Here is a 20433-nt window from a genome sequence, read left to right as displayed (position 1 = left end):
CTCCACCGCCGGGACAGACGCGGCACCGCCATGCGCGTCCCGGGACCTACCCGCGTGGCCGCCTACCGCGGCCACGTTCGAGACGTGATCGGCGCACGTTTCGGCTGCTTCCTCACGAGAGGTAACCAACCGATCATGATTCGCAGAGTGCTGCTAATCGTCGCTCTTGTACTGGCCGGGGTGGGCGTCAACGTCGCCCCGGCATTCGCGGCCGACTTCTCGGTGCTGGTCTTCAGCAAGACCGCGGGGTTCCGGCATGACGCGATCCCCGCAGGGATCAGTGCGATCCAGCAACTGGGCACGCAGGGCAACTTCACGGTCGAGGCGACCGAGGACGCCGCCCAGTTCACCGACACGAACCTGGCCAGGTTCAGAGCGGTCATCTGGCTGTCCACGACCGCCGACGTGCTCGACTCGACCCAGCAGGCCGCGTTCGAGCGCTACATCCGCGCCGGCGGCGGCTATGTCGGCGTGCACGCGGCCTCCGACACCGAATACGACTGGCCCTGGTACGGCAACCTCGTCGGCGCCTACTTCTCCAGCCACCCCGCGATCCAGCCGGCCACCGTCCGCATCGAGGACACCGCCCACCCTTCGAACGCGGGCATCCCGGTGAACTGGAACCGCACCGACGAGTTGTACAACTACCGCACCAACCCCCGCTCGCAGGTGCACGTCCTCGCGAATCTCAACGAGGCCACGTACACCGGCGGCACCATGAACGGCGACCACCCGATCTCGTGGTGCCGGCCCTACGACGGCGGCCGCTCCTGGTACACCGGCCTCGGCCATACCCAGGAGAGCTACACCGAGGCCAACTTCCGCACCCACCTGCTCGGCGGCATCAGGTACGCCGCGCAGAACATCGGCAACTGCTCGGTGCAGGCTCCCGTCGGCACGTTCAACCAGGTGAACCTGGCCAAGGGCGTGGCGGAGACCGGTGAACCGATGGGCCTCACCGTACTGCCCAACCGGGGTGTGCTGCACACCTCGCGGAACGGCGTCATCCGGTACACCGACGTCAACGGCAACACCAAGATCGCCCTGACGCTGCCGGTCTACAGCCACGACGAGGAGGGTCTGCAGAGCATCAAGGCCGACCCGAACTTCGCCAGCAACCGCTGGGTGTACGTCTACTACGCGCCGCCGCTCAGCACGCCGGGCGGCGACGCTCCGTCCACCGGCACGGCGGCGCAGTTCGCCCCGTTCAACGGCTCCAACAAGCTGGCCCGGCTCACCGTGCGGGACGACAACACAATCGACCCGGCCTCGCTGGTGACGATCCTCGACGTGCCGACCAGCCGTGGGCTGTGCTGCCACGTCGGCGGTGACATCGACTTCGACGCCGCCGGCAACCTGTACCTGTCCACCGGTGACGACACCAACCCGTTCGATTCGGCCGGTTCCGCGCCGCTCGACGAGCGGGCCGACCGCAACCCCGCCTACGACGCGCAGCGCACCTCGGCCAACAGCAACGACCTGCGCGGCAAGGTGCTGCGGATCAAGCCGGGTGCGACGGGCGGCTACACCGTCCCGGCCGGCAACATGTTCGCCCCGGGCACGGCGAACACCAGGCCCGAGGTGTACGCCATGGGCTTCCGCAACCCGTTCCGGATGAGCGTGGACAAGGCGACGGGGGTCGTCTACCTCGGTGACTACGGCCCCGACGCCGGCTCTGCCGACCCGCAGCGCGGGCCGGCGGGCACCGTCTCGTTCGAGCGGATCACCCAGCCGGGCTTCTACGGCTGGCCGTACTGCTCCAACTACAACACCCCCTACCAGGAGTTCACGTTCCCCAGCGGGCCGTCGTCCGGCCCGTACAACTGTGCCGGTGGGCCGACGAACAACTCCCGGAACAACACCGGCATCACCACGCTGCCGCCGTCGCAGGCGGCATGGCTGCCCTACGGCGGGCAGGGGCCCTGGCGGCCCGAGTTGGGTGGGGGCGGGCCCATGGGCGGTCCGGTCTACAACTTCAACCCGGCGCTGGCCTCCGACGTGAAGTTCCCGGCGTCGTACAACGGGAAGGTCTTCCTCGGGGAGTTCACCAGTCGCTGGATCAAGGCGGTCACCCTGAACGCCAACGGCACGGCCGGCGCGATCGAGCCGATCCCGTGGTCCGGGACCGCGATCATGGACATGGAGTTCGGGCCTGACGGCGCCCTGTACGTGCTCGACTACGGCACCACCTGGTTCGGCGGCGACGCCAACTCGGCCCTCTACCGGATCGAGTACAACACCGGCGGCAACCGGGCACCGATCGCGCAGATCAGCGCCACCCCGTCCTCCGGCGCGGCGCCGCTGGCCGTGCAGTTCAGCTCGGCGGGTAGCAACGACCCGGACGGCGACCCGATCACGTACGCCTGGGACTTCACCAGTAACGGCAGCACCGACTCGACGGCGGCGAACCCGACGTTCACCTACCCGGCGAACGGCGAGTACACCGCGACGCTGACGGTACGGGACCCCGGCGGCAGAACCTCGACGGCCAGTACGGTCATCGGGGTCGGCCGACCCTCCATCCAATTGATCACACCCGCCGACGGATCGGTGTTCCAGTTCGGCGACCTGGTGCCGTACGAGGTGAGGGTCACCGATCCGAACGCCGGCACCATCGACTGCAACCGGGTCCAGCTCAACTACATCCTCGGCCACGACAGTCACGGTCACCCGATCACCAGCAAGAACGGCTGCACCGGGTCGATCCAGACCACTGTGGATGGTGAACATGACGCGTCGGCGAACATCTTCGGGGTGCTCGCCGCGGTCTACACCCCGGTCAGCGGGGTCGCGGTCCAGGACCAGCACGTGCTGCAGCCGCGGACCCGGCAGGCCGAGCACTTCGGCACCATGAACGGCGTCCAGCTCGCCGCAAAGCCCAGCGCCCACGGCGGCAACGCCATCGGGTACATCGAGAACGGTGACTGGATTTCCTTCACGCCGTACAACCTGGCCGGCGTCACCGGTATCAGGGCGCGGGTCGCCTCGGCCGGCGTCGGTGGCACGCTGACCGTGCGGGTCGACTCACCGACCGGCCCGGTGGCCGGCACGGTGCAGGTCGCCCCGACCGGTGGCTGGGAGACGTGGGCCGACGTCACCGGGACGATCAGCCCACCGGCCGGAACGCACCAGCTGTACCTGGTGTTCACCGGAGGCGCGGGATCGCTGTTCGACATCGACGACTTCACGTTCACCTCCGGCACCACGCAACCGCCGTCGGGGAATCTGGCGTTGAACAAGCCGGTGACGGCGTCGAGCACGGAGTCGGGCACATTCCCGGCCTCGGCTGCGGTCGACGGTTCGCTGACCACCAGGTGGGCGAGCGCCTTCAGCGATCCGCAGTGGATCCAGGTGGACCTCGGCCAGTCGACCTCCATCGACCGGGTCAGGCTGAGCTGGGAAGCGGCGTACGGTTCGGGGTACCAGATCCAGACGTCGGCCAACGGGACGACGTGGACCACGGTCCGGACGGTGACCGGCGGCGACGGTGGAGTGGACGACAACACCGCGCTGGCCGCCACGGGTCGTTACGTGCGGATCAACGGTACGGCCCGCGCCACCGCCTACGGATATTCGCTGTTCGAGTTCGAGGTCTACGGGGGCGGCGTCACACAGCCGCCTGCGGGCAACCTGGCGTTGAACAAGCCGGCGACCGCGTCGAGCACCGAGGCGGTCGCCTACCCGGCCTCCGCCGCGGTGGACGGTTCGCTGACCAGCAGGTGGGCGAGTGCCTTCGCCGACCCGCAGTGGATCCAGGTGGATCTCGGTCAGTCGTACCCCGTCAACCGGGTCAAGTTGACCTGGGAGGGGGCGTACGGCTCGGGGTACCAGATCCAGACGTCGGCCAACGGGACAACCTGGACCACAGCCCGGACGATCGCCGGTGGCGACGGCGCCGTGGACGACATCACCGCGTTGGCCGCCACCGGCCGATATGTGCGGATCAACGGCACGACCCGCGCCACGGCCTGGGGCTACTCGCTGTTCGAGTTCGAGGTCTACAGCTGATCGGGTAGACCGGCGCATCGATGGGGCGCAGGGGCCTTCGAAGGTCCCTGCGCCCTGGTCAGTCCCGGCCATCGCCATGACGAGCGGCGGTGGCCGGTGCCGCGTCGATCAACCGTGCCACGGACGATCCACGGCGGCTGCTCACCCCTGCTCACGTTCAGGCAGAACGATGCTCGTGTCCCGAGGACACGCCCATCATCGTTCGTCAGGGGTTCTTGGTGTTGGTGTCGATGGTGTAAACCACGTCTGGCCCGACGTCATGGCGGGTGATGCCGGGTACGTCGGGGATGTCAAGCAGTGGTTGGTACGGGGTGCCTTGGACCCGGTCGCGCAGCAGGACGACGCTGCGGATGCCGAGCTGGTGCAACCGATCCAGGGCCGGCTCGCTGGGGAAGGTCGCCATGACGTCGCGGATCCCCTGACGGTTGGGTGTGGTGTAGCTGGCCGCACCGTTGACCATGGTGGGAAAACCGTCGGTCGACCACAGTAGAACGTGGAGGTCGATACTGTCGTTGGACGGCAATACCAGGATGGGAGCGTGCGCGGAGGCTAGCGCCATCGCGGCCGGTGCGGCTGGGGTTTGGGGGTGGCCCAGGTCAGGTAGGCCCTCAGCTAGCACGAGGACCAGCAACGGAACGGTCAGCAGACGTGCCTCTCTCACCGACCATTTCGGCTCGGCGCCCCTGCGAGCCACCTCGGCCAGGTGGGTAACCAGGCCAGCCGCGAGGATGGCCAGGCAGAGAGTGGGCCACAAGATCAAGCGGCCTGGTGTACGGGATCCATCGAACCCGGGCACGTAGAGGTAGAGCAGGCGGTAGATCGGCCCGTTCGTGCCCAGCGCGAGCAACACTCCGACGACCGCCCCAAACAGCAGCAGAAGCCGTTGCGCCGGTGACCAGCGGGATAGGAACAGGCCGGCGAAGGCCAGTAGATACAGTGCATACCCGCATAGCAGCACTTTCTCAGTCGGTACGTCACCGAGAGCGGTGCGGGCGTCGGTGTGCAGGGTGCCCCAGGTCAGCGAGGACTGCGGCGCCACGAGAAGCCCGCGCAGTGTCGGGGAGAAATGCGCGACGTAGTCCCAGTCCCGGGTGACATCTGGGTTGAGCTCGCGCACGTGTTTGTACGCGTACGCGAAGTATCCGGTCACCGCGGTGAAGACCAGCCCGCCGATCAGATCACCGACGATCAGCCGGCGGCTGAGGCGTGGGCGATGGATCAGCCAGGCTGTCAGTGTGATCAGGCAGAGGGCGGCGAGGACGTATACGAATCCCAGCCCCACGCCGAAGCCCAGGCTGACCTGCCAGGCCGCAACCAGCCAGCCAGCGAACGCCCAGCCCGGCCGGACTCGTTCGGCACGGTAGCCGCGGGTGAACGAGAGTCCGTGGCCGCGCGCCAGCATCGCCAGGGCCAGAGTGATGCCACCGGTGGACAGAATATTCAAATGGCCGTCGTGGCCGTAGCGCCAGGGCGCGTAGGCGAGGGCGGCCCCGGCTACCGCGGCGGCGACCTTGTTCGCGCCAAGCTGGCGCAGGAGCGCGTAGCCGCCGAGGAAGGCGAGCGCGAAAGCCAGCACGAACAGGACGTTGTAGCGCAGCACGGCGCCGACCACACCGTTGCCTATCAGCCCTGCCGGGGCATAGCCGAGCAGGCTGTCGTTCAGGGCTAGGCCGTACGGGTCGGGATAGAAAGCGTTGGTATCCCACAGGCCACGCAGACCGTGGGTGAGTGCGTGGCCACCCCATCCCACCAGCCATGCTTGGGCCGTCGGGTCACCCAGGTCACCGACGATGGTGTGGGCCGGGTCGGCGATCGGCACAGTCCTGGCGCCGGCAGTCCTCATGCGAACCACGTACGGCGGAATCAGCCAGATCATCGCGACAGCGAGGAGCACCGAACCGAGGCTCGCGATACTCAGTTCCCGCCAATGGGCCCTACGTGTCAGCCAGTCCCTCGTGCCTCGACCGGCGCGCGCGAGTCGGCCAGTTTGTCCAAGCTCGCTTGGAGCGACGGCTGATGTGGGGCCTTCTGCCGGTGGCTCTCCCTGCGTCATCACATCCACCCTCACTTTTGAACCGCCGGAGTAAATCATGAGCAGGGCGGCGCACAGAGTCAATGCATCGACCGATGTCGCTTCGGTGGCCGGGCCTTGCGCTGCTTGTCAGAGGCGCCTTGTCAGGCAGGAGTCGCGATCGGTGCAGCGGCGAATTCTGCCGCTGTCGGAACAGGACCCGCCAGGGTTGCCACAGGCCCTCGCCCGGGTTCCGGACCCACGGGACGGTCTGATCACCGGTTTAACGGTCGTCTCAGATTCGCTCGGTACGAAGTTGGCCTCAGACAAGCGATGCAACCCGTCAGGAGGCTATTGATGTCAGTCAACGCAGCGCGGCCCAGGGAGGCGCCGCCCGGTCGGTTGGCGGGCCGGTGGGTGCCGTGGCTGGTGATCGGCTTGTGGCTGGCGCTGGCGGCGGTCATGGTGCCGTTGAGCGGAAAGTTGAGCTCGGTCACCACCGACAGAGCCGTGGACACCCTGCCGGCCAGCGCCGAGTCCACCAAGGTGGCGGTGCTGGAGGACAGTCTCCCCGGCGGCGAGGACAACACGTTCGTCTTCGTGTACCACCGCGCCGGCGGCATGACCGACACCGACCGCGCAACGGTCGAGCGCCATTACGACGCCCTTGCCGAGCGGTACCCGCCGAAGGCGGCGGCCGGCGAGGACGACGAGGGCCCGGCGACGAGACTCTCCACCGACGGCAAGGCGATGATGTTCACCCTCGACGTGAGCACGACCTACGGCGCGCCGGAGGCCATCGTCGGCCCGTTGCGTGACGCCGCGAAGGACCGCCCCACCGGCCTGGAACTCGACGTGACCGGCCCGGCCGCGATCGACGGCGATATGGACGCTGTCTTCGACGGCATCGACCTGCAGGTCTTCCTCACCACCGTCGTCGTCGTCACGCTCCTGCTCATCCTCACCTACCGAAGCCCGGTGTTGTGGTTCATTCCGCTCGTGGCCGTGGGCGCGGCCGCACTGACCGCGATGGCGACCGTCTACCTGCTCGTCAAAAGCTTCGGCATCGTGGTCAACGACCAGAACTCGGCGCTGCTGACGATCCTGGTATTCGGCGTCGGCACGGACTACGCGCTGTTGCTCATCGCTCGATATCGGGAGGCACTGCACCACCACGAGAACGTCCGGGTCGCGATGGTCCACGCGCTACGCGGCGCGGCGCCGGCCATCGTCGCGTCCGCAGCCACCGTGATCGCCGGCCTGCTCTGCCTGCTCGTCGCGGACCTGAACAGCACCAGCGGGTTGGGCCCGATCGGCGCGGCCGGCATCCTGTGCGCGCTGGTGGCCATGCTGACGCTGTTCCCGGCGGTGCTCGTAGTGCTCGGCAGGCGGATCTTCTGGCCGGCCATCCCGCGGTTCAGCACCGCCGTGCAGGACAAGCCGGGGTTGTGGGGACGGCTCGGCATCGCCATCAGTCGCCGACGGTGGGTGGCGACACTCAGCTCACTCGGAGTCCTCGGCGTGCTCGCCATCGGTCTGACGGGTAACACCGGCGCGTTGCGAGAGCAGGACCAGTTCCTGTCCGCGCCGGAGTCCGTCACCGGCTTCACCGTCCTCCGCCAGCACTTCCCGGAGCTCGGCGGCCAGCCGATGACGATCTATACGCGGCCGGCGTACCAAGAGCGGGTGGTCGACATCGTCAAGCGCACTCCCGGCGTGGCAGAGGCCGTCCCGGGCCAGACCGTCGGAGGCTGGGCCGACATCTCCGTGTTCCCGACCGACGCGCCGGACACCCCCGCGGAGTACGACACGATCAAGCGGGTGCGCACCGCTGTACACGCGGTGAACGGGGCGGAGGCGATCGTCGGCGGGCCGAGCGCGGAGAACCTCGACACCGAGGTGACCACCAGCCGCGACGAGAAGTGGGTGATCCCGCTGGTGCTCGCCGTCGTCCTGATCGTCCTCGGGTTGCTGCTGCGCGCGATCGTGGCCCCGCTGGTGCTGATGGCGACTGTGGTCGTCTCGTTCGCGGCGGCCTTCGGCGGCAGCGTGTTCGTCTTCGACACGATCCTCGGGTTCAACGGTATCGACTATTCGGTGCCGCTGCTGGCATTCCTGTTCCTGGTGGCGCTCGGCGTCGACTACAACATCTTCCTGGCCAGCCGGGCCCGGGAGGAGACCGTGCGGCTCGGCACCCGAGAGGGCATGCTGAAGGCCCTGTCGGCCACCGGTGGCGTCATCACCTCGGCCGGGCTGGTCCTGGCGGCCACGTTCGCGGTCCTCGCCACACTTCCGCTGGTGATGCTGATCGAGGTCGGGTTCCTGGTCGCCTTCGGCGTGCTGCTCGACGCCCTGCTGGTGCGGTCGGTCCTGGTGCCCGCCCTCACCCTCCTGATCGGCCGGCGGATCTGGTGGCCGAGCCGGCTGTCCCGTCCAGCGGCAGGGCCGCCGATCGGTCGACACACGCCCGCCGACGAGGAGGAGCCCGCGCCGCGACGCTGAGCGCGGCGGCACGGACGAGGTCCGGGACGGGCATCCAGCCCGTCCCGTGTCCTTTGTGGACCCGACAGCCGCCACCCTCCGGGCCTGGGGTCGGGCACCGCGATGTCCGGCCCCCAAGGTGAACGGCGCGGGGTCATGCCCGAAGGCGGCCGTCTCTTGTCCTGCGCCGCACCGCCGCGACGGGGTCAGCGCGCCGCGGTGTCCTCCCCGGCGGTGCGGTGCGCGATCGGGGCGGGCGGGGCCGTGGCCGGAAGGTCGACCCGAAGCAGAGCGCCACCGCGTGTGGAACGGGCGACAGCGGCCCGGCCGCCGTGGGCGTCGGCGACCCGCTGCACGATCGACAGTCCCAGACCGGATCCCGGCAACCCCCGGGCGCTGTCGGCGCGGTAGAACCGGTCGAACACCCGCGGTACGTCGACCGCGTCGATGCCCGGCCCGGCGTCGTCGACCTCGAGCACCGCGGACGCGCCCTCGGTACGCAAACGGACCTGGACCGGCTGGTCCGCGGGGGACCACTTGCCGGCGTTGTCGATGAGGTTGAGCACCGCCCGCTGGAGCGCAGCGGGACGCCCGCTCACCCAGACGGAGGTCACGTCGAGCGCGACCTCGATGTCAGGCACGCGGGAACGCGCCCGGGTCGCGGCGGCCACCACCACATCGGCGAGGTCGAGCAGCTCGGTGCTCTCGTCGCTGACGTCACCGCGCGCCACCTCGGTCAGCTCGGCAGCAAGGGTGCTCAACTCGGCCACCTGGGCGCCGAGATCGTTGAGTAACCGGGTCCGGCTCTCCGCCGGCAGTGCGCTGTCCAGGGTGCCGCGCCGATCGAGCCGGATCAGCAGTTCGACGTTGAGGCGCAGGCTGGTGAGCGGGGTCTTGAGCTCGTGGGCGGCGTCCTCGGCGAGCAGCCGCTGGGCCTGCCGGGAGTCCCGGAGCGCGGCGAGCATCTCGTTGATCGACTGGATCAGCCTGCGGATCTCCCCACCGCCCTCATCCGGGATGTCGGCGTCGAGGACCCGGGTGTGCGCGACACGTACCGCTGCGGCAGTCAGCCGGTCGATCGGTGCCAGCCCGGCCCGCGCCACGGTCCGCCCGACAAGGGCGCCGCCAACCACGCAGAGCAGCCCGATCAGCAACATCCCGAACCCGAACCGGTTGATCGGGCTGTCGTCGGCCACGCGGGCCACCTGGACCGCGCCGTCGCCCGCCCGCAGCGTGTAAATGCGGTAGCCGTCCTCGTCGCTGTCGTTCGATTCCATCAGGTCGGTCGACGCGCCCTGCGCCACGCGCCCGGCGCGCCCGCTGACCGGAGGCAGCGCGGGTTGGCCGACCGGCGTCCGGGTCGAGCCGTCGGGCAGGATGACCCGTACCAGCCGACCGGACCCGGGATACGGCGGTAGCTGGACCTGCGCCAGACCGGCGTGCTCCGCGTCCGTCGCCAGGACGCGGGAGTCGGCGCGCAGCTGATCCTCGGCGGTGTCCTGCAGCTCCCAGTCCATGAGCTCGCTGGCCACCTGGAAGGCCACGAACACGCTGACCGCGATGGCCGTCGCCGCGATCACCGTCAGCCTGGTCCGTAGGGACCGCCGGCGCCACCATCGGGTCAGCCGGCGCGGTTCCCGGCCGGCGGGCCTGCTCACGGAGGAGTCTCCCGCAACGTGTATCCCAGGCCGCGCAGCGTGTAGATCAATCGCGGCTCACCCTCGGCCTCCATCTTGCGGCGCAGGTAGCTCACGTACACCTGGAGGTTGTTGGCGGTGGCGCTCATGTCGAAGCCCCAGATCGCCTCGAACAGCGCGTCGCGGGTCAAGACCCGGGTCGCGTTGCGCACGAGAACCTCCAGCAGGGAGAACTCGGTCCGGGTCAAGCGCAGCGGCCGCCCGCCACGCCACGCCTCGAACCTGTCGGGATCGACCCGGACGTCGGCGAACGACAGGATCTGCGACTCCCCGTCGGCCGGCGTGCGCCGGCGCAGCAGGGCGCGCACCCGGGCCAGCAACTCCTCGATGGCGAACGGCTTGGGCAGGTAGTCGTCAGCGCCAGCGTCGAGCCCGGCGACCCGGTCGGAGACCTGATCACGGGCGGTCAGCATCAGCACCGGCAGATCCCGACCCGCGGCCCGCAACCGCCGGCAGGTCTCCAACCCGCCGAGGCGAGGCATCATCACGTCGAGGATCAGCAGATCCAGTGTGTCAGCGCCCGCCCCACCGACCCCGTCGAGCACGGCGAGACCGTTGGCGGCGGTGCTGGTGTCGTAACCCTCGACCTGGAGCACCCGCTCCAGCGACTCACGGATGGCCCCGTCATCATCCGCGATCAGGATCCGCACGCCGGCCCGCCCCCTTCCAGTCGATGTTTTGCCGCTCATCCTTACCGATCAACCTGAAGCCAGGATTAGAACCGTCGCCTCCGTGGTGCCCGCGGGCCGTGCTCTTACGGATGCCTGAGCTCAGACGCCCGAATCGGCCACGGTGTTCCCAGGCACGCGGAGTCAGGTTGGTGCGGGTGAGACCGGGGTGGGCCAGGGCGCTGACGATCGGCGTTCCGGCGGCGCGCAGGCGGCGGTCCAGTTCGATGCCGAAGATCGTGGTGGCGAGCTTGGACCGGCCGTAGGCGGTGGTTGCCCGATAGTCGTGTTCGAACATCAGGTCATTGAAGTCCAGGTGCGCGTTCCTGTGGGTGATCGAGCTGAGACTGACCACTCGGGCTTCCCGCGCCGCGGCCAGGTTGCCGAGCAGCAGGCCGGTCAGTACGAAGTGGCCCAGCATGTTGGTGGCGAGGTGCAGCTCGAATCCGTCGGCGGAGGTGCGACGTGGGCCAAGCAGCACCACGCCGGCGTTGTTGACCAGCAGGTCGATCGCCGGGTGGTCGCCAGCCAGCTTCGCCGCGAAGGTCCGCACGGAGGCGAGGGAGGCCAGGTCCAGCTCGCGTACCTCACCGTCGCTCACCAACAAGCACCCCTCCCGGACGGTCTGGACCGCCGCCGGCCCTGGTGCGACTTCATGATCGGGTGCACGCTCATGCCGCTGACGGGGCGTTCCTGCGCACGTTCCGGACGGGCCGCAACGTGCTCGGCGCGGCGGTCTGTGCGCGTTGCCCTGGCTGGGCTACGACGGGGCGTTGCGGCGCAACTATGAGGGTCCACTATGGAAGGCCAGGACTTGCACCACGGCTACGGAACAGTAGTGCCGCGAGCGCGGGAAGGGTGGCGGCGACGGCGATCGTCGCCCACGGCCCAGCGCCGGCGACCAGCACTCCGCCCGCGGCGTAGGCCAAGGATCCGGCCAGCCCGTTCGCGGACGCCAGCCAAGCGAACGCGGTCAGCCGATGCCCGCCCGTCAGGTTCTCGCTCAGATCGGTCAGCAGGGCCGCGGCCGCCGGGGTGATGAACACGCCGGCGAGGAACGCCAGCGGGTACAGGGCGGGAGCGGACCGGGCGGCGAGCAGCAGGGCGAACCCGACAGCGCTGCCGAGCAGCAGTAGCCGTACCTGCCGGCGCACCGGCACGCGCCACGACCGCGACCCGTACCACAATCCACCCACGACACTGCCCGCCGCCCATGTCGCGAGCACTGCCCCGCCGGCGGCCGAGGAGCTGAACGTGACCGCGACCGCGATCAGCGCGACCTCCACAAGGCCGATCGCGGCCATCTGGACCGCCGCCACGCCCAGCCACGGGGAAAGCCGGATCAGCATCCGGCGGTCCGCAGCCTGCTCCGGCGCGTCCGGCGACGACTCCGACGACGGGACGCGACGCTGCTGGATCAGCAGGGTCGTGGCACCGGCAACCGGGAGTAGCGCGGTTCCGGCCAGGGCAGCCGTCGGGCTGCTCAAGGCCACGACCAGCCCGACGAGGGCAGGCCCCAGTACGAACAGCACTTCAGTGCCCACGGTGTCCAGGCCGTACGCGGCGATGCGTTCCTGCGGGTCCTCGATGGCAGTCGCGATCGTGGCTCGCAGCGTTGCGCTCAACGGCGGGATCGCCGCACCGGCCAGCACGACACCGGCCCAGAAGTTCCACGACTGCCACGGCAGGACGACGACTAACAGGCCGGTGCTGCTCAGGATCCCGGCGACCAGTAGGACGACATTGCCGTAGCGCTCGGCCAGCCGGGCGATCAGCGGCCCGCTCAGGCTCGCGCAGAGTCCGTAGGTGGCGGTGGCCGCGCCCGCAATGGCGAACCCGCCGTACCGCTGGTTGGCCAGCAGCAGGATGAGCAGCGGTGACATCGTCTGGGCTAGCCGTGCGACGAGTGCGCCGATCAGGGCCGCCAGAATCTGCCGGTTCGCGACCACTCCGGCGTAGCGGCGCAGGCCCGTCGTCTCGCTACCGGTCATTCGGCAGGCTCCGTCCCTGGTGCGGTCTGAGCGAAGCCGCGCACGGCCAGCCGGACCGGGCCGCGTCCGTCGCGGCGCGTCCGGCCCGCCTTCTCCACGTGGCCGCGGGTGATTTCCTCGACCGCCTCGCCCCAGGCTTTGAGTTCGGCGGGTGTCATGAGGGCGGTCCGGGTGTACACGGTGGTGCTCGATGCCCAGTCGTCGCTCCCTGCCTGCGGTGACGCCAGGAAGCTCAGGAAGAGCCTGAGGTCGTGCCGGGCCGCGGCGCCGATCGCGTCTGTGCGGGCGCTGTCGGAGTCTGCGCCACCGGTCTGTCCTGGCAGGGGCATCCGTACCTCGTCGAAGCGGCGTTGCCAGGGTCGCTGCCGGGTGTCTTCGGCAAGTGGAGAGCTCTGCTCCACTAGGCCCTGTTTGGCGAGCACGTGCAAGTGGTACGAGCAGGACTTGGGAGAGAGTTTGAGCTGCGCCGCGCATTCCGAGGCGGTCAGCCGGTCGTGGACGCGGAGCAGATCCAGGATCCGGAGCCGCGTGGGATGAGCCAGCGCGCGCAGCCCTTCCAAATCCGTGACAGATGTGGAAGACATGTTCCGAATCTACCCGCAGCGCCGGATCCCCGCCACCGTCCGGCTGCTGCGGCAGGGCCAGCGATCAGGGTGAACAGGGCAGCCAACGGCTTGACGCCGATCCGGCGGCGGGCCTGGGCCAGAGCCGATGACGTCTGAGCGGCCACGGCGGGACCGCCGAGGCCGGAGACGAGTCTGGCCCAGACCTGGCGGTAGCCGGCCTCGGCGAACAGGCCGGCGGCCAGCAGCAGGTACACCACGACGCGTGACGGCAGGTCCCGGATCCGGGTCTGTGTCGTGCCGGTCATGGCGAGGACGTCATCGACCATCTCGAACGGGGACAAGGTGGAGCGCCCTACCGGACGAACAACCTTGGCCCCTTCCGAGGAGGCCGGACGGTCTGACGACTGCCCGACGAGGAGATCAGTGACGTGAGCCTGGTCCGCTGCGTCTTTCTGCTCCTGAGCCCTATGGCGTTGCCGAGGCCCCAGACAACCCGGGGCCCCTACGAGTCAGGAGCGTGTGCGTTGGCTGCAGCTAGCACCGGGAGCGTAGGTGGTTGTCTCGGTACCACGAGCAGACCTTCGTCACACCGGGCACCTCCGCCAGGTGTCGCCGGAGCCGCTCCTGCCCGTCTGCGGAAAGGTTGGAGCGGAACTGGATGGTGATGGTGGGGCCGTCACCGTCGCCCGCAGCGTCGACGCGCACGCCATCTTCCACGCCATAGCCGCTGGGGGCACGTTGGACGACGCGTTCAAACGTCGGCTCGGTCGCCGTGAACTCGGAACTGGTGTGGACAATGAACCCGACCGGCGGGGACGTCAGCGCCGGGTAGATTCCCCCGGCCAGCACCACGCCGGCAACGATTGCCAGTAACACGCCGACGAGCACCGACACACGTGCCCGCCGCGGTGCCCGCCGCGGATCCGCGACCGCAGCCAAGAGAATCAGCGCGGCTGGGAAGATCATCACGAGGGATATGCCCACGGCCGTCAGGCAGTCACGACGTGCCGGTGACCGACAGGCGGAAGCCCATCGGCACCCTCTGGTGACGAGGCAGGCCGAGTACCTCGTAGTCGACCGCGAGATCGTCGAAGAACAGCGATGATCCGGTGGCAAACTCCACGTCCGGGATCGTGATCGTGACGAAGACCGGCAGTTCCGAGCCCGCCGCCACCCGTATCGACCGAAACGGCTCTGCCGCAGCCGGGTCGAACACGACGTCGGTGGCCTCGTCGGCATGGTTTGCCGCCAGGCGGGCGACCTTGAATACTTGCTGATCCGCTGGGCGGTCATTGATGCCCGTGATCGTCACCGGCCACGGACCGGGATTGCGGATGGACGCGCCGAACGTGAGGTGCCCTCCGGGGTTGAAGGGGAACCGCAGCTCCGTCCGCTGCCCTTCCGTGCGGGACTCCGCGTCAGCCCCGTGCCACCACGAGCTGCCGTGCTCGAGGCGATGGCCCATGGTGGCCCACAGATACCCGGCGCACAGTGCGACAGCCAGAGCTGCGGCGACCGGGAGCCGCCTACGGCGCGCCACAGGAGGCATCCGCTTAAAACGAGCGGCCGCGTCAATGCCCACGACAGCGGACCTTACAAGGCGCATCCGCCCGCCGCTGCTCACATGTTGGCCGACCTGTGGCGGTGTTCTGCGGGCGCTACGCGATCGCCGACCACGATGCGATCCGACAGGCAGGCGTGAACACGGGGTCGCGCTGGCCGGCTGCATCGAGTCCGCAAGAGGATGACGGACGGTGGGGGACCGCTGTGAGATGTCGAGAGGTGTTTCCGCTGCTGGACACGCACGTGCCCAGGTTGTCGGAGCGGGCAATCTGATCGCATAATTCGCCGGTCAACGGACCTGGGATGGCGCCGGCCAGAGAACCCGGTCAAGGAAGTCCTCTACCGCCGTAGCCATCTCACCAAGCACCGCCGCAGACCCGGCAAGTGGCCCCGGGACGCGAAGCCCGTGATCAGCACCCTCTACTTCGAACACATGCGGTGACAGGTCGCGAGCGAGCTTGGGACGCCAGCTGCTGTCCGCCGTGCCCCCGATCAGAAGGCAGGGAGCGCCGGCCCGGCGAAGACCCTCGACCACCTCTGAGCGGTGCAGCAACGGCGCGATCCAGATCGCCGGCAGTTCATGGTCGGCAGCAAGGTCTGCGGAGAGGGTGCCGAGGGAGTAGGCGATGATCAGCGGGTTGGGCAATCCACGAAGCGCCGCCGTTATTTGCTCCACTGCCCACGGTCCCCGCGCCTCCGGCTGGGGTGGCACCTCGCCGCTCCATGACACGTAGTGCATCTGTGCACCGCGCATCTGCGCCGCATTGGCAGCGAAGAACTGGTGGGGAAAGTGCCAGCAGCCACTGCTGCCCGGGATCACCAAAACCGTGCGCTGCGTCGTCATGCATCCTCCCCGCGGCCAAAACCCTGCCGACAAGCCGCGGCGGGCTTCGTGGGATCTTCGCAACGGCACCCTACCCGGCGCCCCAGCTGGCCCGTGCCCCTCGCGTGCCCGATCACACGGGCGTCGAAGGTCAACGGCGGTCAAGAATTATGGAGTTTTGGGTCGTTTCCCGAAAACCCTCCACATCGGGGCGCATCCCATGGAAATGAGGCGGATGAAGTGGCGTGGCGGGCAGCTATGACATAGATGGGATTACATGTCTTGCCCGATCTCAGGTATGAAGGCCGAAGGCACGTCTCGGTGCTGATTCCTGAGAAGGAGCGACAGATGACACATGCCCTACGACGCCTACGAACGGGGGCGGTCGCGCTCGCTGCCTGCACACTTGGGCTGAGCCTGCTGTCGGTACCCGCCGCCGAGGCGTACTCGGTTGCCCCTCTCACGCCACAATCCGAGCGTGCGCCGGAATCGAACCAGTTTTCGGCAGAGGGTGTGACCACGATCGGTGAACTCCGCACCGTCGACAGCTCCGTGTCCTACGCCCCCAACGGCGGAACGCAGATCATTCAGCACCCCGGTGCCACGTACGTCAAGGTGCACTTCAGCTCGCTGCGACTGGCTCAGGGCGACTACGTCACCGTGTCGAGCCGCGACGGCAAGGAGAGCTACCGGTACGACCGCCACCTGAACCGGTCGACCGGTTCGGACTACACCACCGACGGACAGCCGGGTTTCTGGGCGATGTCCGTGGAGGGCGACACCGCCGTGGTGACACTGCACAGCAGCCGCCCCGCACGTGGCAGCGCCGCAACCATCGACCGGTTCTGGCGCGGATACGACCGCACGGAGATCGCCGCGCACAACTTCTCCACCCAGTCCGTGTGCAGCACCGACGCGCGCCGGGACGTGGTCTGCTACCAGAACAGCCACCCCACCGAGTACGCCCGCGGCAGGGCGGTGGCGCGGCTGTTGATCAGCGGCGGTGGACTGTGCACCACCTGGCGGGTCGGCAACACCAACCGGATGCTGACGAACAAGCACTGCTTCTCGACGCAGTCCGCCGTGAGCGGCAGCGAGATGCAGTTCAACTACCAGTGCGCCACCTGCGGCGGCGCGAATCCCGGTGCCGGCACCAAGGTCAGTGGTGCCACCCTCTACAGGGTGAGCAGCGGCGGCTCCAACCAGCTGGACTACACCCTGTTCTCGGTCAACAACTTCGCCGCCATCCAGGGATTCGGCACGCTGTACCTGGCAACAACCGCCACCAGCAACGGCACCCGGATCTATGTCCCCGGGCACGGCGACGGCACCGCGAAGAGGCTGTCGATCTACGAGGACACCCAGAACGGTGCGACCTGCGCCGTGCGGAACGCGAACTACAACACCTGGAACATCAGTTACAGCTGTGACACCTCCGGCGGCAACTCGGGTTCACCCGTGCTGAACGCCAGCCACCGCGTGATCGCCCTGCACCACCTCGGCGGTTGTCCGTCGAACCAGGGCGCGAAGGCGCACCTGATCTACAACGAGATCGCCAGCCTGATCGACAACGGCTGAGACGGTGGGCCGCCGATGCGCGCTCTGCGCCTTGGCGGCCCATCGGCATCCCCGCCGCTCGACCTCGCCGACGGCGTTCTGCGTCGTTCACCTTCCGTGCCGCGGAGCGGTGGCTGCCTTGCAGTGGAAGTTCCGCGTGGAGCGGAACTGGCATCATGGCCGCATGCCGAGCGATCTCTGGGTGTCGATGGTCTCGCTGGGCGGCGTGGTCCTCGGTGGCGCCCTGTCCTTCGGCGTGCAGCAAGAGTCCCAGCGATCGGCGGAGCGGGCCGAGGAGCGGCGGCGGGGTCTGGCTCTGGCGGAGCGGCTCGCCCCACCTGAGAGGTTCATCGAGGTGACGGCTGAGAGGCTGCCGGACGGGGAAAGCGTCCGGGACCATCTCGAAGCGAACCGCCCGGCGTTCCTCGACGTGGCGAGGGTGGCTGTCGGTTGAGTGGCATCAGAGGGCGTGGTGGCCCGCGTCGGGTCGCCCGAGACGGAGATCCTGGCCGGCTTGTGGCTCTGCTGCTGGTGACGGTATCGAGTCTGCTTTCGGTCGTGCTGGCTGTCGTGGTCAACGTCGCGACAGGTGGTGAACTGCCCGAGCCGGTCGCGGCGTACGGATGGCTGGCCTGGCCCACGGTCGCCGTCCTGGCCCTCACCGGGGTCGGTCTCGCCCTGTGGCAGCACCGGCTGGGACAGGCCAGCCAGCCTTCGGCGTCAGCGGTTCCCCCACCTGTGGGCGACCCGGCTCCGCAGAGTGAACTTCCGGTCGCGCCCCGACTCGTCGGCCGCGAGGCGGAGCTGGCTGCTGTCGAGGAGTTGGTCGGGGCGGGAGCGCAGCTCGTCGTTGTCTCCGCGGCGGGGGGCACGGGAAAGTCGGCGCTGGCACTGTCGTACGCCCATGGGGTCCGTGAGCATTTCCCGGACGGCCAGTTGTACGTTGCCCTGGGCGGCGCCAGCGGCATTGCCGTGTCACCACAGGACGCCCTGATCCGGTTGCTCAGGGCGGTCGGCCGCGATGCTGAGGAACGGCGGGGCACGCTCGACGAGTTGTCCTCGCGCTTCCGGTCGGCGGTCGCCGATCGACGGCTTCTCGTCCTGCTCGACGATGCCGTCGACGCGGCGCAGGTGCGACCGCTGATCCCGGCGGGAGCGGGTTGTCTCACCCTGGTCACGAGTCGCCGGCTCATCGCCGATCTGCCGGGAGCCGCGGTCCTGACCCTCGACGCGCTATCGCCCGGGCAGGCACTGAAGTTGTTGACCGCCACGATCGGCGCGGACCGGGTCGCAGCCGACCCCTCAGGGGCACGACGGCTGGTCGAGATCTGCGCGGGGCTACCGCTTGCGGTGCGCATCGTCGGATCTCGGCTCCGGGTCCGACCCAGCTGGACTCCGTCCGCCCTCGCCGACCGCTTGGCGGACGAGGACCGTCGGCTCGACGAGTTGCAGCTGGGCGACCGGGCAATCAGGTCTACCTTCCTGTCCACGTACGACGAGTTGAGCGACGTGGACCGGCTGGTGTTCCGGCGAGCCGGGGCGCATCCAGGTGTGGTGTTCGGCGCGGAGTCGGCAGCCCGTCGGTGCGGACTTGATCGACGCGTCGTGCAGGATGCCCTGGACCGGCTGGTGGACGCCTTCCTGATCGAGGCGCCGACACCGTCGAGTTATCGGCTGCACGACCTCCTGCGGTTGTTCGCCGCCGAGATGCTGGAGCGGGAAGAGACGCCCGGCGACCGTGTTGCCTGCCTGATGCGGCAGCTGGACTGGCTGCGGGACCTGGCCGTATCCGGCGGCGATGTCGCGTACGAACGCGACAACATCCTGGCCGTGCTGCGCACCGCGGTCGCGGAGGGACTCACCGATCAGGCGTGGGCACTGGTGGAGGCGGTGCACCCGCTGCTGACCGCAGCCGACGACCACACTTATCGGCTACAGCTGTGGCGGTCGGTAGAGCGGGCGGCAGCCGATGACCGGAGAAGGGTGCGGGCATTGCGATGGGTGTCGCATTCCTACGGGCTGGCCGGCGAGGTCGAGCGTGAGCTGAGCACAGCGCGGGAGGCCGTCGCAGTCGCCGAGCGACTTGACGACTCTGGGGAGCTGGCACAGACCACGCGCCGGTTGGGTGAGGCGCTGCGGGCGCACGGCCGCCCGGATGAGGCGGAGGGGCAGCTGCTCCGGGCCCTGCGACTGTTCCACCGATCGCACGCGGTCGAGGAGGAGATCGAGGTTCGCTCCGCCCTGGGCGTCCTCTACAACACTCTTCGTCGTCCAGAGCGCAGCATTCCCATACTGGAACGAGCGGCGGCGCTCCTCTCGGCGCCGGAGACGGCTGTGCACGGCTACGTGCTCCTGGGGTTGGCTGCAGGACACAAGCTCGCTGGCCACCCGACGGAGGCGTCTGCCCTGACGACGCGGGCCTTCAGCATCGCCGACCGGCTGGACGACGCGTTCCTCCGCGGATACTGCCTCCACGAGCGTGGCTGGCTCGCGGTGGAGGACGACCGGCACCGGGACGCCGAGAAGGACTTCCGCGCCATGCTGGGGATCTTCCTGCGGATCCGACATGGCGCCGGGGTGGGCGCGGCGCACCAAGCCCTCGGATCAGTCGCTGCCGCTCAGGGTCGTCGGGACGAGGCGGTCCAGGCGCTCCGGGCCGCGATCGACGAATACGAAAGGCTGGGGAACAGGAACCTCGCCGACGAGGCCCGGAGTTCCCTGTCCGCGCTGGACTTGCCCCGGCCATCGTGATGAATATCAAGGGCTGTACCGCCCTGGCAGGCCCATGGGCGTTGCGCGGTGACGGCAGGGCGTCGGCTTCAAGGCAGCAGCGGCAGGTGGGGATCCGACGATCGTCAGCCCCCACCTTCATCGCCGCATGTGGACAATTGGCGATGTTGCCGGCGTCAGCGCCCGGTGGGCACGATGTTTGAGGATTTGCCGTTCTGCTCGTCGCGCTTCAGGCGCTTCGCAGTCTGCTTCTCCTTGATCGTCTTACCCTTCTTCTTGACGTTCGCCTTGCTCGTCGAGTCCTTGGACATGTTCGAACCTCCTGGAGCAGGTCGGTG

General features: G+C 68.8%; 16 protein-coding genes. 5 read left to right on the top strand and 11 right to left on the bottom strand.

The window, feature by feature from the left end:
• Positions 1 to 135 precede the first annotated feature (135 nt).
• Positions 136 to 4008, top strand: a complete 3873-nt coding sequence (locus NIE79_RS15565) for a ThuA domain-containing protein (RefSeq protein WP_238679264.1) — start codon at positions 136 to 138, stop codon at positions 4006 to 4008.
• A 205-nt stretch (positions 4009 to 4213) separates the two neighbouring features.
• On the opposite strand, the gene NIE79_RS15560 is transcribed toward NIE79_RS15565, so the two are convergent.
• Positions 4214 to 5902: a hypothetical protein gene (locus NIE79_RS15560; protein WP_238679263.1), complete on the bottom strand. Its 1689-nt coding sequence runs from the start codon at positions 5900 to 5902 to the stop codon at positions 4214 to 4216.
• A gap of 474 nt (positions 5903 to 6376) precedes the next feature.
• Here NIE79_RS15560 and NIE79_RS15555 point away from each other — a divergent pair, with 474 nt between their 5' ends.
• Positions 6377 to 8521: an MMPL family transporter gene (locus tag NIE79_RS15555; protein WP_238679262.1), complete on the top strand. Its 2145-nt coding sequence runs from the start codon at positions 6377 to 6379 to the stop codon at positions 8519 to 8521.
• A 185-nt stretch (positions 8522 to 8706) separates the two neighbouring features.
• Here NIE79_RS15555 and NIE79_RS15550 read toward each other — a convergent pair whose 3' ends face one another.
• From NIE79_RS15550 to NIE79_RS15510, 9 genes are all read right to left on the bottom strand, one after another.
• Entirely contained in the window at positions 8707 to 10158 is a 1452-nt protein-coding gene (locus NIE79_RS15550) for a HAMP domain-containing sensor histidine kinase (RefSeq protein WP_238679261.1), read from the bottom strand.
• Positions 10155 to 10886: a response regulator transcription factor gene (locus NIE79_RS15545; protein ID WP_238679260.1), complete on the bottom strand. Its 732-nt coding sequence runs from the start codon at positions 10884 to 10886 to the stop codon at positions 10155 to 10157. The genes NIE79_RS15550 and NIE79_RS15545 overlap by 4 nt, the downstream gene beginning before the upstream one ends.
• Positions 10825 to 11466, bottom strand: coding sequence for an SDR family NAD(P)-dependent oxidoreductase (locus NIE79_RS15540; RefSeq protein ID WP_238679259.1), 642 nt, complete (start codon positions 11464 to 11466; stop codon positions 10825 to 10827). The genes NIE79_RS15545 and NIE79_RS15540 overlap by 62 nt, the downstream gene beginning before the upstream one ends.
• Before the next feature lie 196 nt (positions 11467 to 11662).
• Positions 11663 to 12856, bottom strand: coding sequence for an MFS transporter (locus NIE79_RS15535; protein ID WP_238679258.1), 1194 nt, complete (start codon positions 12854 to 12856; stop codon positions 11663 to 11665).
• Positions 12853 to 13440 carry an ArsR/SmtB family transcription factor gene (locus NIE79_RS15530; protein WP_238679257.1) on the bottom strand — a complete coding sequence of 196 codons (588 nt, stop codon included), beginning with the start codon at positions 13438 to 13440 and terminating at the stop codon, positions 12853 to 12855. The genes NIE79_RS15535 and NIE79_RS15530 overlap by 4 nt, the downstream gene beginning before the upstream one ends.
• On the bottom strand, positions 13341 to 13748 hold the full coding sequence (locus NIE79_RS15525) for a transposase domain-containing protein (protein WP_372471562.1): 408 nt from the start codon (positions 13746 to 13748) through the stop codon (positions 13341 to 13343). The genes NIE79_RS15530 and NIE79_RS15525 overlap by 100 nt, the downstream gene beginning before the upstream one ends.
• Before the next feature lie 208 nt (positions 13749 to 13956).
• Complete coding sequence (locus NIE79_RS15520) at positions 13957 to 14406, bottom strand: hypothetical protein (protein ID WP_238679256.1); 450 nt, start codon at positions 14404 to 14406, stop codon at positions 13957 to 13959.
• A 13-nt stretch (positions 14407 to 14419) separates the two neighbouring features.
• On the bottom strand, positions 14420 to 15004 hold the full coding sequence (locus NIE79_RS15515; RefSeq protein WP_238679255.1) for a hypothetical protein: 585 nt from the start codon (positions 15002 to 15004) through the stop codon (positions 14420 to 14422).
• A gap of 270 nt (positions 15005 to 15274) precedes the next feature.
• Positions 15275 to 15829, bottom strand: a complete 555-nt coding sequence (locus NIE79_RS15510; protein ID WP_238679254.1) for an alpha/beta hydrolase — start codon at positions 15827 to 15829, stop codon at positions 15275 to 15277.
• Between the two features lie 492 nt (positions 15830 to 16321).
• Here NIE79_RS15510 and NIE79_RS15505 point away from each other — a divergent pair, with 492 nt between their 5' ends.
• From NIE79_RS15505 to NIE79_RS15495, 3 genes are all read left to right on the top strand, one after another.
• Positions 16322 to 17386: a trypsin-like serine peptidase gene (locus NIE79_RS15505; protein WP_238679253.1), complete on the top strand. Its 1065-nt coding sequence runs from the start codon at positions 16322 to 16324 to the stop codon at positions 17384 to 17386.
• A gap of 163 nt (positions 17387 to 17549) precedes the next feature.
• Positions 17550 to 17819, top strand: coding sequence for a hypothetical protein (locus NIE79_RS15500; RefSeq protein WP_238679252.1), 270 nt, complete (start codon positions 17550 to 17552; stop codon positions 17817 to 17819).
• 104 nt (positions 17820 to 17923) lie between these two features.
• Positions 17924 to 20116 carry an ATP-binding protein gene (locus NIE79_RS15495; RefSeq protein WP_238679251.1) on the top strand — a complete coding sequence of 731 codons (2193 nt, stop codon included), beginning with the start codon at positions 17924 to 17926 and terminating at the stop codon, positions 20114 to 20116.
• A gap of 155 nt (positions 20117 to 20271) precedes the next feature.
• Here the strand turns inward: NIE79_RS15495 and NIE79_RS33710 are convergent, their stop codons facing one another.
• A complete protein-coding gene (locus tag NIE79_RS33710; protein WP_007458894.1) occupies positions 20272 to 20406 on the bottom strand; it encodes a hypothetical protein in 135 nt (44 codons plus the stop codon).
• Positions 20407 to 20433: the final 27 nt, after the last annotated feature.

This window comes from Micromonospora trifolii, from assembly GCF_022229005.1.
GTDB lineage: Bacteria > Actinomycetota > Actinomycetes > Mycobacteriales > Micromonosporaceae > Micromonospora > Micromonospora trifolii.
The sequence above is the reverse complement of the archived record's forward strand: the minus strand, read 5'-3'. Positions and strand labels throughout refer to the sequence as shown.

Bases quoted from the DNA above. Each gene is read 5' to 3' on its own strand.
- NIE79_RS15565 (WP_238679264.1), top strand. From the start codon at position 136: ATGATTCGCAGAGTGCTGCTAATCGTCGCTCTTGTACTGGCCGGGGTG.
- NIE79_RS15555 (WP_238679262.1), top strand. From the start codon at position 6,377: ATGTCAGTCAACGCAGCGCGGCCCAGGGAGGCGCCGCCCGGTCGGTTG.
- NIE79_RS15545 (WP_238679260.1), bottom strand. From the start codon at position 10,886: ATGAGCGGCAAAACATCGACTGGAAGGGGGCGGGCCGGCGTGCGGATC.
- NIE79_RS15535 (WP_238679258.1), bottom strand. From the start codon at position 12,856: ATGACCGGTAGCGAGACGACGGGCCTGCGCCGCTACGCCGGAGTGGTC.
- NIE79_RS15530 (WP_238679257.1), bottom strand. From the start codon at position 13,440: ATGTCTTCCACATCTGTCACGGATTTGGAAGGGCTGCGCGCGCTGGCT.
- NIE79_RS15525 (WP_372471562.1), bottom strand. From the start codon at position 13,748: ATGGTCGATGACGTCCTCGCCATGACCGGCACGACACAGACCCGGATC.
- NIE79_RS15510 (WP_238679254.1), bottom strand. From the start codon at position 15,829: ATGACGACGCAGCGCACGGTTTTGGTGATCCCGGGCAGCAGTGGCTGC.
- NIE79_RS15500 (WP_238679252.1), top strand. From the start codon at position 17,550: ATGCCGAGCGATCTCTGGGTGTCGATGGTCTCGCTGGGCGGCGTGGTC.
- NIE79_RS33710 (WP_007458894.1), bottom strand. From the start codon at position 20,406: ATGTCCAAGGACTCGACGAGCAAGGCGAACGTCAAGAAGAAGGGTAAG.